This is a genomic window from Escherichia sp. KTE52, assembly GCF_000408325.1.
Lineage (GTDB): Bacteria > Pseudomonadota > Gammaproteobacteria > Enterobacterales > Enterobacteriaceae > Escherichia > Escherichia marmotae.
The window spans coordinates 116,654-129,043 of record NZ_KE138680.1 but is presented as its reverse complement, the minus strand read 5'-3'; the positions used below and the strand labels follow the sequence as shown (position 1 = coordinate 129,043).

Below are 12,390 nucleotides of genomic sequence, written 5' to 3'. Positions count from 1 at the left end.
CAATTCGTTACGTTTATCCCGTTAAAGCAATTTTTTCGCTAACGTCCAGACGCGGGTATTAGTAGTAGAAAGCGCCACGACACCGGCGTCAATTGCATTACGCGCATCTTCTTCATCGCACACCAGCCCGCCAGCAATCAGCGGTTGGCGGATTTTCTCCGTCACCCAGCCCAGCACTTTGGGCATACAGCCAGGCAGGATCTCAATGCAATCTGGGTTCGATTGCGCAACCTGCTTATCAATATTGTGAAACGAAATCGAATCGACAATAAACAGGCGATGAATACAGAAAAAACCTTCTGCTCTGGCGGCTTTCAGCATCGACGCTTTAGTGCTGATAATGCCATCTGCTTCGGTCACCAGTTTCAAAAACTGAATCACCACCTCTTTATTTGACGCGCCTTCCAGCAAATCGACATGAATAAAGGCATATTTCCCGGCGTTTTTAATCTTTTTGACGATATTGCTGATGGTGCAGATATTGCCGTACAGCACGGAAATAAACTGGCATTCAGAATTAATGGCCAGTTGCAGGCTGGCATTATCTTTAACGGCAGCAATCACCGGATTCTGACGGAGCAGGTGTAAGAGGGGCATAAATTATCCTTATTATTTATCCAAAGCGGTAGGTGATGCCGAATCCAGAAGGCGGATAGCGCCACTGTTGTAGTGTTTTTTCATCGCATAACAAACGGCAGGTGCCGCACTCCAGGCAACTACGATAATCAATACGCAAGTCGCCTTCCGGCGTGAGCGAAAAAAGACCTGCCGGGCAGGCATTAATCAACCGTTCTGCTGTCTGGCGCTCAACGGGGTCAACCGGAACAATGTGTGGCGCATCAGCAGCACGCCAGAGATTACGGGCTACAGACATCGCAGACTCCTGATAACATCGCCCGCCAGATGCCACAGGCCGTGACGACGTAAATGACGCCAGAGCAACTGGCGAAGTGGTGGAACAGGTTTATCTCCCTGATCCCATAAGTCGCGGGAAATATCCTGCATTAACGCAGGCCACGTCCGATACCAGCTAGGGCGTTGCAAAAGTGCTGGAACATGCTGATAACGTTGTAGAACATCCCACAGCAAACTGTGTTCTACGTTGTGATGATAAATCGGGAACAGATTTTGCGGCTCGCGTTGCTGGCAGGCGCTAATCAGTGTTTGTGCTGCTGCCTGTGCGCCAATGAACGCCATATCCATGCCTCGCACTGAAATTCCAGTATTGACGCAACTGCGCAACGCATCGCCCACCAGCAGCCAGCCGTTACCGGCGAACTGCACGGGCATATTGCGTAAACCGCCTTCCGGCACCAGATGTGCACCGTATTCCAGCGTTTCACTGTTTTTAATGAGAGGTCTTACTGCCGGATGTGTCTTAAAACGAGCCAGCAACTCGCTTGCCGGAACGCGGTTTTGTGCAAGGGAAGAGAGCGGGCAAACAATCCCCAAAGAGAGCGTTTGCTGATTGGTATAAAGAAATGCACCGCCTGGCAGGTCATCACAGATTTCCCCGCTGAACAGTATCGCTGCACCTTCGTTGTTTTCCAGATGAAAACGCGCTTCAATAATGGGCGTTTCCAGCGACAGCACTTCTTTGATCCCTAACGCCATCGATTCGCCAGCAGGACGGGTAACTAACCCGTGATGTTCTGCCAGCACACTATTGGCCCCTTCCGCCAGCACAACATAACGGGTGGCCCCTTCCGCCAGCACAACATAACGGGCGCGGAGAATATCATCACCACAGATAACGCCACACACTCTGCTGTTTTCTTCATATAACGCGTCTACTGTTGCGCCGGGAATACACTCAACTCCTGCTTTTTCAGCTTCGGCAACCAGCCACGGATCGAATCGTGCGCGTAATACGCTCCAGGATTCACCACCGGGTTGTAAGCTGGAAAACGTCGTTGCGCCATCGGGCGTTAACAGAGAAAGGCTTTCGTGAGTGATACGTCGCTCAAGGGGCGCGGTCAGGTGAAATTGAGGGAGAAGTTCCGCGAGCGCATGGGTATATAACCGCCCGCCGGAAAGGTTTTTGCTGCCAGGGATTTCAGCGCGTTCCAGTAACAGAACAGATAATCCCGCTCGCGCGCAGCGTAACGCACAAGCGGTGCCCGCAATACCGGCACCAATAATAATAATGTCGCAGTCGTCTTCCATGTCATGCCCCAGATATCCAGAGCACAACACCCTAACATAGCGTTACTTAAGGGAAATTGACCGCCGACACACTCTGATTATTCACCGCGATAGATGCAGCCTGCGGTGCAGGTTTCTTTCACCATCACAGCGCTTAATAGTGGTACAACGGGTTTAACTTGATCCCAAATCCATTTTGCTAAAACTTCGCTGGTCGGGTTTTCCAGTCCGGGTATATCATTGAGATAATAGTGGTCGAGACGATCGTAAGTCGGTTTAAACGCCGCTTTCAGTTCAGCGAAATCGATAATCCAGCCCGTATGCGGATCGACTTCCCCGGTAATTTCCAGGCGCACCATAAAAGAATGCCCGTGCAGGCGACCACATTTATGCCCTTCTGGGACGTGTGGTAAGCGGTGAGCGGCTTCGAAGGTGAAATCTTTAAATAACGTGGTGGACATCATAATTTCTCTACTGGACGATAAAACCGCCGTAGAGTACCGGAAAGCCTGTTTTTTCGCATTACCAAAAACGGGTTTGTTGCGCAAAATGACCGATTTATCTTAATTGCGGTCGATATTTATCTATTTTTCATTGAGTTAATAAATCTATTTTGTTGTTAAAGACTATTGCTAAAACAGGTTAGTCGATTTGGTTATTAGTTATCGCTATCCCGTCTTTAATCCACCCCCTTCGCGCCGTTAACCTTACCTTCTCTTCTGTTTTATGGGCGCTGACAGGGCCGATAAACAGCTTTGCTTACTGGAACATAACGACGCATGACGACACAGGTCCCTCCTTCCGCTTTGCTTCCGCTGAACCCGGAGCAACTGGCTCGCCTTCAGGCAGCCACTACTGATTTGACACCGACCCAGCTTGCGTGGGTATCTGGTTATTTCTGGGGAATGCTTAACCAGCAGCCAGGTACACTTGCCGCTACACCAGCCGCAGAAATGCCGGGTATCACCATCATCTCCGCCTCGCAAACGGGTAATGCTCGCCGGGTCGCTGAAGCATTACGTGACGACTTATTAGCGGCAAAACTGAACGCTAAGCTGGTGAACGCAGGCGACTATAAATTCAAACAAATCGCCAGCGAAAAACTGCTTATCGTGGTGACTTCAACACAAGGTGAAGGGGAACCGCCGGAAGAAGCCGTCGCGCTGCACAAGTTTCTGTTCTCCAAAAAAGCGCCGAAACTGGAAAACACCGCTTTTGCTGTGTTTAGCCTCGGTGACACCTCTTATGAGTTTTTCTGCCAGTCCGGTAAAGATTTCGACAGCAAACTGGCTGAACTGGGCGGCGAACGCCTGCTCGACCGGGTCGATGCCGATGTTGAATATCAGGCAGCCGCCAGCGAATGGCGCGCCCATGTAGTTGATGTACTGAAATCGCGCGCGCCTGTCGCAGCACCTTCGACATCCGTCGCCACTGGCGCGGTGAATGAAATCCACACCAGTCCGTATAGTAAAGAAGCGCCGCTGGTGGCGAGCCTCTCTGTTAACCAGAAAATCACTGGACGTAACTCTGAAAAAGACGTTCGCCATATTGAGATCGATTTAGGTGACTCAGGCCTGCGCTATCAGCCGGGCGATGCGCTGGGCGTCTGGTATCAGAACGATCCGGCACTGGTAAAAGAGATTGTCGAACTGCTGTGGCTGAAAGGCGATGAACCCGTCACTGTCGAGGGCAAAACGCTGCCGCTGGCGGAAGCCTTACAGTGGCATTTTGAACTGACCGTCAACACCGCGAACATTGTTGAAAATTACGCCACCTTAACGCGCAGCGAAACGCTGCTGCCGCTGGTGGGCGATAAAACGAAGTTGCAGTATTACGCTGCGACGACGCCGATTGTCGATATGTTGCGTTTCTCTCCGGCACAACTGGACGCTGATGCGTTCATCAGTATTTTGCGTCCGCTGACGCCGCGCCTTTATTCCATCGCCTCATCGCAGGCGGAAGTCGAGAGTGAAGTGCACGTTACTGTCGGCGTTGTGCGTTATGACGTGGAAGGCCGTGCCCGTGCCGGTGGTGCCTCCAGCTTCCTCGCGGATCGCGTGGGAGAAGAGGGCGAAGTTCGCGTCTTTATCGAACATAACGACAACTTCCGCCTGCCAGCTAACCCGGAAACCCCGGTGATTATGATTGGCCCTGGCACCGGTATCGCGCCATTCCGCGCCTTTATGCAGCAGCGTGCCGCCGACGAAGCGCCGGGCAAAAACTGGTTGTTCTTCGGCAATCCGCACTTTACGGAAGATTTCCTCTACCAGGTGGAATGGCAGCGTTATGTCAAAGAGGGCGTGCTGACGCGTATCGATCTGGCCTGGTCACGCGATCAAAAAGAAAAAATTTACGTACAAGACAAACTGCGTGAACAGGGGGCAGAGCTGTGGCGCTGGATCAATGACGGTGCCCACATTTATGTTTGCGGCGACGCTAATCGCATGGCGAAAGACGTTGAACAGGCACTTCTGGAAGTGATTGCCGAATTTGGTGGCATGGACACTGAAGCGGCGGATGAATTTTTAAGTGAGCTGCGCGTAGAGCGCCGTTATCAGCGAGATGTCTACTAATGAGCGAAAAACATCCAGGGCCTTTAGTGGTCGAAGGTAAACTGGCAGACGCCGAGCGCATGAAGCTTGAAAGCAACTTTCTGCGCGGCACGATTGCCGAAGATTTGAATGATGGCCTGACTGGCGGGTTTAAGGGCGATAACTTCCTGCTGATCCGCTTCCACGGCATGTATCAGCAGGATGACCGCGACATTCGCGCCGAACGAGCTGAACAGAAGCTGGAGCCGCGTCACGCCATGATGCTCCGCTGCCGCCTGCCGGGGGGCGTTATCACCACCAAACAGTGGCAGGCGATCGACAAATTTGCAGTGGAAAACACCATTTACGGTAGCATTCGCCTGACCAACCGTCAGACCTTCCAGTTCCACGGTATTCTGAAAAAGAACGTCAAACCTGCACACCAAATGTTGCACTCAGTCGGTCTTGATGCGCTGGCGACCGCCAACGACATGAACCGTAACGTGCTGTGCACCTCGAATCCGTACGAGTCACAGTTGCACGCGGAAGCCTATGAGTGGGCGAAGAAGATCTCTGAACATCTGTTGCCGCGTACCCGCGCCTATGCGGAGATCTGGCTCGATCAGGAGAAAGTTGCTACCACTGATGAAGAACCGATCCTCGGGCAGACCTATCTGCCGCGTAAGTTCAAAACGACGGTGGTTATTCCGCCGCAGAACGATATCGATCTGCACGCCAACGACATGAACTTTGTGGCTATCGCGGAAAACGGCAAGCTGGTGGGCTTCAACCTGCTGGTGGGGGGCGGTCTTTCTATGGAACACGGCAATAAAAAAACCTATGCCCGCACGGCGAGCGAGTTTGGTTATCTGCCACTTGAGCATACGCTGGCAGTGGCGGAAGCTGTGGTTACGACTCAGCGTGACTGGGGTAATCGTACTGACCGTAAAAATGCCAAAACCAAATACACGCTGGAACGCGTGGGGGTAGAGACGTTTAAGGCGGAAGTTGAACGTCGCGCGGGGATCAAGTTCGAACCGATCCGCCCGTATGAATTTACTGGACGCGGCGATCGCATCGGCTGGGTTAAGGGTATCGATGATAACTGGCACCTGACGCTGTTTATCGAAAATGGTCGTATTCTCGATTATCCGGGGCGTCCGCTGAAAACCGGTCTGCTGGAGATCGCAAAGATCCACAAAGGCGATTTCCGCATTACGGCGAACCAGAACCTGATTATCGCGGGTGTACCGGAAAGTGAAAAAGCGAAGATCGAGAAGATCGCCAAAGAGAGCGGGTTGATGAATGCCGTCACACCACAGCGTGAAAACTCAATGGCATGTGTGTCATTCCCGACCTGTCCGCTGGCGATGGCGGAAGCCGAACGTTTCCTGCCCTCGTTTATCGACAACATCGATAACTTAATGGCGAAACATGGCATCAGCGATGAGCATATCGTAATGCGTGTGACGGGATGCCCGAACGGCTGTGGCCGGGCGATGCTGGCAGAAGTTGGTCTGGTGGGTAAAGCGCCGGGGCGCTACAACCTGCATCTTGGCGGCAACCGTATGGGGACACGTATCCCACGGATGTATAAAGAAAACATCACCGAGCCGGAAATCCTGGCGTCGCTTGATGAACTGATAGGGCGCTGGGCGAAAGAGCGCGAAGCGGGTGAAGGCTTCGGTGACTTTACGGTGCGTGCGGGCATCATTCGCCCGGTGCTCGATCCGGCTCGCGATTTGTGGGATTAACATAAATCGCCGTGTCTGCTCGGTTTTGTAGGCCTGATAAGACGCATAAGCGTCGCATCAGGCAAGGCAAACAGTGAGGAATCTATGTCCAGACTTGATCTAAACGACCTGAATGAACTGCCGAAGGTAGAGCGCATTCTGGCTCTGGCACAAACCAACGCTCAACTGGAAAAACTGGACGCTGAAGGCCGCGTTGCCTGGGCGTTGGAGAATCTGCCCGGCGAATACGTGCTCTCTTCCAGCTTTGGCATTCAGGCGGCAGTCAGCCTGCATCTGGTGAACCAGATCTGCCCGAATATCCCGGTGATTCTTACCGATACTGGTTATCTGTTCCCGGAAACCTACCGCTTTATTGACGAGTTAACGGACAAACTTAAACTCAACCTGAAAGTGTACCGTGCCACTGAAAGCGCCGCCTGGCAGGAGGCACGCTATGGCAAACTGTGGGAGCAGGGTGTTGAAGGCATTGAAAAGTACAATGAGATCAACAAAGTCGAACCCATGAACCGTGCACTGAAAGAACTTAACGCGCAAACGTGGTTTGCTGGTCTGCGCCGTGAGCAATCTGGCAGCCGTGCCAATTTACCAGTGCTGGCTATCCAGCGTGGCGTATTTAAAGTGCTGCCGATTATCGACTGGGATAACCGAACTATTTATCAGTACCTGCAAAAACATGGCCTGAAATATCACCCATTATGGGACGAAGGATATTTATCGGTTGGCGACACCCATACAACCCGTAAATGGGAACCCGGCATGGCCGAAGAAGAAACGCGCTTCTTTGGCTTAAAAAGGGAATGTGGATTACACGAAGGGTAAATATTTCCGGATAAATTAAACGCCTCTGTCAGAAATGATGGGGGCGTTTTTATTTTGCGAGCAGCATTCTGGCCTTTAAACGAGAACGTCGCAGGGAGAATCAACAGGTATAGAATGGCGTCGGGTGCTTGAGGCTGTCTGGCGTTAAGCATTCGCGAGGTTCCAGATGGACAAAAGCCCCAGGCGATATTTCTATCCACCTGAGGCCTACGTTCGAACCCAACAATTCGAATGCTAGTCTCTTCTTTGCAGAGAGGCAAGACATGCTAACAAAATATGCCCTTGTGGCAGTCATAGTGCTGTGTTGTACAGTGCTGGGATTCACGCTGATGGTAGACGACTCGTTGTGTGAGTTGAATATCAGAGAACGTGGTATGGAGTTTAAGGCTGTTCTCGCTTACGAACCGAAGAAGTAGCCACCACGCGGGGGGAAACCCCGCGTATTGAATTGTTATAGTTTGGCCTCCTGCACCCTATTTTTTTATAGGCAGAATTGACTCCTCACAGTCATGGGGAATCAGCTCAAACCCATCAAGACGCCTTCGCCAGTTCCTTCACCAGTGGCAGCATTATCCGCATAACATCACGGCAGCGGCGTTCTATTCTTCCTGGAAGTGCCTTATCAATATGCTGTTGATTATCCAGTCTTACGTCATGCCAGCTATTTCCTGCGGGGAATGCGGCTGTTTTTGCGCGTTGCTGATAACCATCTTTATTTCCCAGATTCCAGTTTGTTGCTTCTACCGAAAGTACAGCAATACCGGCTTTGTCAAAAACTTCAGCGTCATTACAACACCCGGTGCCTTTTGGATAATTTTTATTCAAACCAGGATTGGTTGTCGCGGCAATTCCATGACTGCGGGCAATTGCCAGCGCCCGATCGCGCGTTAATTTCCTTACTGCTTCGGGGGTTTTTACGCCACTGTTGAAATACAATTTATCACCGACAATTAAGTTATCGAGATTAATCACCAGCAGAGTATTTTTCTTTTCGGCGTCACTCATTCGTTTGAGTAAATTCTCAGCGCCTAATTTCCCTTCCTCTTCACCACTGGTCGCCACAAAACGAATACCATATTCGGTTGGCGTATTTTTCAGGCGTTCTGCCAGCTCCAGCATGACCCCCAAACCTGCGGCGTTATCATCCATACCTTGTAATGTCAGCCCGCCGAGATTGGCATCGGCATCCGCGTCGCTCTGTGGGGCGTAGGTATCCAGATGCGCCATGATAATGATCTGCTGCGGTGCTTTGCCTTCATGAGCGGCAATCACCGTACTTCCTGTCACGTTATGCCAGTTTTTGTGGTTATCGCGGGCGGTATAAATATATCGGCCATTAAATGTCCGGATATCACTGCGATAACCCATTTGCTGAAACTGTTGCCGGATATAATCGGCAGATAACATTTCTGCGGGTGTTCCGGTCATTCGCCCCGGAAAGAAAGTGGCAATGTGTCGCGCCTGTGTATTAGCAAAATCGCCAGGTTTAGGTGACGAGGCGTGTACGGGGAGAATAAAGCATACGCCGAGCGCCAGGGCAGCGGTACGGTGGCGCAATGCGGAAAACATAGTGAGTCCTTAAATACCATGCAAATTTTTTTACTGCCATAGTATGAAACTGCCGCTGCGCTAAAACAATTTCAAATCTTCCTAAATGCCCGAAATCCGGAGCCTTAAGCACTTTTTGATATTAGCTTTGCCAAATCGTTATTCCGTTAAGGAACTACTCATTCTAATTGGTAATTTCATTCGCACTCTTACGCTCCCTATAGTCGGAATATCTGATGGCAAGCAAATAGCAGTATTGCAAAGGAACGGTTATGAACCAAAAACGACTGACTCACCTGCGGCAACTGGAGGCGGAAAGCATCCACATCATTCGCGAGGTGGCGGCAGAATTCTCAAATCCGGTGATGCTCTACTCCATCGGCAAAGATTCCAGCGTCATGCTACATCTGGCGCGCAAGGCGTTTTATCCAGGTTCGCTGCCTTTCCCGTTGCTGCATGTTGATACCGGCTGGAAATTCCGTGAGATGTATGAATTTCGCGATCGTACGGCAAAAGCCTACGGCTGCGAGCTGTTGGTGCATAAAAATCCAGAAGGTGTGGCGATGGGGATTAATCCATTCGTTCACGGCAGCGCCAAACACACTGACATCATGAAAACCGAAGGCCTGAAACAGGCGCTGAACAAATATGGTTTTGATGCTGCCTTCGGCGGCGCGCGCCGCGATGAAGAGAAATCCCGCGCTAAAGAACGTATCTACTCTTTCCGTGACCGTTTCCATCGCTGGGATCCGAAAAACCAGCGTCCGGAGCTGTGGCATAACTACAACGGGCAGATTAACAAAGGCGAAAGTATCCGCGTCTTCCCACTCTCTAACTGGACCGAGCAGGATATCTGGCAATACATCTGGCTGGAAAATATCGACATTGTTCCGCTGTATCTTGCTGCTGAACGTCCGGTTCTGGAACGCGACGGTATGTTGATGATGATTGATGACAACCGTATCGACCTGCAACCCGGCGAAGTGATTAAAAAACGGATGGTGCGTTTCCGTACGCTGGGCTGCTGGCCGCTGACCGGCGCAGTAGAGTCAAACGCGCAAACACTGCCCGAGATCATCGAAGAGATGCTGGTTTCCACTACCAGCGAACGTCAGGGCCGTGTGATTGACCGCGACCAGTCCGGTTCTATGGAGCTGAAAAAACGTCAGGGGTATTTTTAAGATGAACACCGCACTTGCACAACAAATCGCCAATGAAGGCGGAGTCGAAGCCTGGATGATCGCGCAACAACACAAAAGCTTGCTGCGTTTTCTGACCTGTGGCAGCGTTGATGACGGCAAAAGTACCCTGATAGGTCGCCTGTTGCACGATACCCGCCAGATCTACGAAGATCAGCTCTCATCGCTGCATAACGACAGTAAACGCCACGGCACCCAGGGTGAAAAGCTGGATCTGGCGCTGCTGGTGGATGGCCTGCAGGCTGAGCGTGAACAAGGCATCACCATTGACGTGGCTTACCGTTATTTCTCCACCGAAAAACGCAAATTTATTATTGCCGACACCCCAGGGCACGAGCAGTACACCCGCAATATGGCGACCGGCGCGTCGACGTGTGATCTGGCGATCTTATTGATCGACGCCCGTAAAGGTGTGCTTGATCAAACCCGTCGTCACAGTTTTATCTCCACGCTTCTGGGGATCAAACATCTGGTAGTGGCGATCAACAAGATGGATCTGGTGGATTACAGCGAAGAAACGTTCACCCGCATTCGTGAAGATTATCTGACCTTTGCCGGGCAACTGCCGGGCAATCTGGATATCCGCTTTGTGCCGCTCTCCGCGCTGGAAGGCGATAATGTTGCTTCGCAAAGTGAAAGTATGCTGTGGTACAGCGGCCCGACACTGCTGGAAGTGCTGGAAACCGTTGAGATTCAGCGAGTGGTTGATGACCAGCCAATGCGCTTCCCGGTGCAGTACGTTAACCGCCCGAATCTTGATTTTCGAGGCTACGCAGGAACGCTGGCCTCTGGCAGCGTGAAAGTCGGGCAACATGTCAAAGTGCTCCCCTCTGGTGTTGAGTCAAATATTGCGCGGATCGTCACGTTTGATGGCGATCGCGAAGACGCCTTTGCCGGAGAAGCGATCACCCTGGTGCTGACGGATGAGATCGACATCAGTCGTGGCGATTTGCTGCTGGCAGCAGATGAAGCGTTGTCGACGGTGCAGAGCGCGTCAGTGGATGTGGTATGGATGGCGGAACAACCGCTTTCCCCAGGGCAGAGTTACGACATCAAAATTGCCGGGAAGAAGACGCGTGCTCGTGTTGATGACATTCATTATCAGATTGATATTAATAACCTTAACCAGCGTGAAGTTGAAAATCTGCCGCTGAACGGCATTGGTCTGGTGGATCTCACTTTTGATGAGCCGCTAGTGTTAGATCGTTATCAACAAAATCCGGTAACTGGTGGGCTGATTTTTATCGATCGCCTGAGCAACGTGACCGTTGGTGCCGGTATGGTGCATGAGCCGAAAAATGAGGCTGCCGTTGCGCCATCAGAATTTAGCGCATTTGAGCTGGAACTGAATGCGTTGGTACGTCACCACTTCCCACACTGGGGCGCGCGCGATTTGCTGGGAGGTAAATAATGGCGCTGCATGACGAAAACGTCGTCTGGCATAGCCATCCGGTGACTCCACAACAGCGCGAGCAACACCACGGGCATCGTGGTGTTGTGTTGTGGTTTACCGGCCTCTCTGGTTCAGGGAAATCGACAGTTGCCGGGGCGCTGGAGGAGGCGCTGCATAAACTTGGCGTCAGCACGTATTTGCTGGATGGCGACAACGTTCGCCACGGTTTATGCAGCGATCTCGGTTTTAGCGATGCCGATCGTAAAGAAAATATCCGTCGGGTTGGCGAAGTGGCGAATTTAATGGTTGAAGCCGGTCTGGTAGTGCTGACTGCGTTTATCTCACCACATCGCGCTGAACGTCAGATGGTTCGCGAACGTGTAGGAGAAGGGCGGTTTATCGAAGTGTTTGTCGATACGCCGTTGGCGATTTGTGAAGCTCGCGATCCAAAAGGTTTATATAAAAAAGCGCGTGCCGGTGAACTGCGTAACTTTACGGGGATAGATGCCGTTTACGAAGCGCCTGAATCAGCAGAAATTCATCTCAATGGTGAACAATTGGTAACAAATTTGGTTCAGCAATTATTAGATCTACTGAGACAGAACGATATTATCAGATCCTGAGACACCACCGGGTTTACATGCCCGGTTCGTCAAAGTAACAGGATCCGATATGCGTAATAGCCATAACATTACACTAACAAATAGCGAAAGCCTTACCGAAGATGAAGAAACCACATGGTCGCTGTCAGGGGCCGTGGTCGGTTTTGTCTCCTGGCTGTGCGCGCTGGCGATACCGATGTTGATTTATGGCTCTAACACGCTGTTCTTCTTTATCTATACCTGGCCTTTCTTTCTGGCGCTGATGCCCGTCGCGGTGGTGGTGGGTATTGCGCTGCATTCATTGATGGACGGAAAGCTACGCTACAGCATTGTTTTCACCCTGGTGACAGTCGGCATTATGTTTGCCGCACTGTTTATGTGGTTGCTGGGCTAATTTGT

13 protein-coding genes are annotated in these 12,390 nt (G+C 51.5%); 8 read left to right on the top strand and 5 right to left on the bottom strand.

Annotation, left to right across the window (positions count from 1 at the left end; genetic code table 11):
• Positions 1 to 21 precede the first annotated feature (21 nt).
• The 4 genes from A1SC_RS10880 to queD all read right to left on the bottom strand — a co-directional run bounded on the left by A1SC_RS10880 (position 22) and on the right by queD (position 2,609).
• Entirely contained in the window at positions 22 to 597 is a 576-nt protein-coding gene (locus tag A1SC_RS10880; protein WP_001130283.1) for a glycerol-3-phosphate responsive antiterminator, read from the bottom strand.
• A 16-nt stretch (positions 598 to 613) separates the two neighbouring features.
• On the bottom strand, positions 614 to 874 hold the full coding sequence (locus A1SC_RS10885) for a ferredoxin family protein (RefSeq protein WP_000109517.1): 261 nt from the start codon (positions 872 to 874) through the stop codon (positions 614 to 616).
• The gene (locus A1SC_RS10890) at positions 865 to 2,166 is read right to left on the bottom strand and encodes an FAD-dependent oxidoreductase (RefSeq protein WP_016262472.1); all 1,302 of its coding nucleotides are present in this window, start codon (positions 2,164 to 2,166) and stop codon (positions 865 to 867) included. Before A1SC_RS10890 ends, A1SC_RS10885 begins: the two co-directional genes overlap by 10 nt.
• A 77-nt stretch (positions 2,167 to 2,243) precedes the next feature.
• Positions 2,244 to 2,609 (bottom strand): 6-carboxytetrahydropterin synthase QueD, encoded by a 366-nt coding sequence (gene queD / locus A1SC_RS10895; protein WP_001329795.1) that lies wholly within the window; start codon positions 2,607 to 2,609, stop codon positions 2,244 to 2,246.
• A 315-nt stretch (positions 2,610 to 2,924) separates the two neighbouring features.
• Here queD and cysJ point away from each other — a divergent pair, with 315 nt between their 5' ends.
• The 4 genes from cysJ to A1SC_RS10915 all read left to right on the top strand — a co-directional run bounded on the left by cysJ (position 2,925) and on the right by A1SC_RS10915 (position 7,665).
• A complete protein-coding gene (gene cysJ / locus A1SC_RS10900) occupies positions 2,925 to 4,718 on the top strand; it encodes an NADPH-dependent assimilatory sulfite reductase flavoprotein subunit (RefSeq protein ID WP_016249126.1) in 1,794 nt (597 codons plus the stop codon).
• The gene (cysI, locus tag A1SC_RS10905) at positions 4,718 to 6,430 is read left to right on the top strand and encodes an assimilatory sulfite reductase (NADPH) hemoprotein subunit (protein WP_001516957.1); all 1,713 of its coding nucleotides are present in this window, start codon (positions 4,718 to 4,720) and stop codon (positions 6,428 to 6,430) included. Before cysJ ends, cysI begins: the two co-directional genes overlap by 1 nt.
• Positions 6,431 to 6,514: 84 nt before the next feature.
• The gene (gene cysH / locus A1SC_RS10910) at positions 6,515 to 7,249 is read left to right on the top strand and encodes a phosphoadenosine phosphosulfate reductase (RefSeq protein ID WP_001516956.1); all 735 of its coding nucleotides are present in this window, start codon (positions 6,515 to 6,517) and stop codon (positions 7,247 to 7,249) included.
• Positions 7,250 to 7,512: 263 nt separating this feature from the next.
• Positions 7,513 to 7,665, top strand: a complete 153-nt coding sequence (locus tag A1SC_RS10915) for a Hok/Gef family protein (RefSeq protein ID WP_000956462.1) — start codon at positions 7,513 to 7,515, stop codon at positions 7,663 to 7,665.
• 115 nt (positions 7,666 to 7,780) lie between these two features.
• On the opposite strand, the gene iap is transcribed toward A1SC_RS10915, so the two are convergent.
• Positions 7,781 to 8,818, bottom strand: coding sequence for an alkaline phosphatase isozyme conversion aminopeptidase (gene iap, locus A1SC_RS10920; protein ID WP_000490394.1), 1,038 nt, complete (start codon positions 8,816 to 8,818; stop codon positions 7,781 to 7,783).
• A 251-nt stretch (positions 8,819 to 9,069) separates the two neighbouring features.
• Between iap and cysD the strand changes: the two genes are divergently transcribed.
• Genes cysD through A1SC_RS10940 form a run of 4 tightly spaced genes read left to right on the top strand, consistent with a single transcriptional unit; the run spans position 9,070 to position 12,385 of the window.
• Positions 9,070 to 9,978, top strand: a complete 909-nt coding sequence (gene cysD / locus A1SC_RS10925) for a sulfate adenylyltransferase subunit CysD (RefSeq protein WP_001072281.1) — start codon at positions 9,070 to 9,072, stop codon at positions 9,976 to 9,978.
• 1 nt (position 9,979) lies between these two features.
• Positions 9,980 to 11,407 (top strand): sulfate adenylyltransferase subunit CysN, encoded by a 1,428-nt coding sequence (gene cysN, locus A1SC_RS10930; RefSeq protein WP_016262471.1) that lies wholly within the window; start codon positions 9,980 to 9,982, stop codon positions 11,405 to 11,407.
• Positions 11,407 to 12,012: an adenylyl-sulfate kinase gene (gene cysC / locus A1SC_RS10935; RefSeq protein WP_001173652.1), complete on the top strand. Its 606-nt coding sequence runs from the start codon at positions 11,407 to 11,409 to the stop codon at positions 12,010 to 12,012. Before cysN ends, cysC begins: the two co-directional genes overlap by 1 nt.
• Positions 12,013 to 12,061: 49 nt before the next feature.
• Positions 12,062 to 12,385 carry a DUF3561 family protein gene (locus tag A1SC_RS10940; RefSeq protein WP_001246116.1) on the top strand — a complete coding sequence of 108 codons (324 nt, stop codon included), beginning with the start codon at positions 12,062 to 12,064 and terminating at the stop codon, positions 12,383 to 12,385.
• Positions 12,386 to 12,390: the final 5 nt, after the last annotated feature.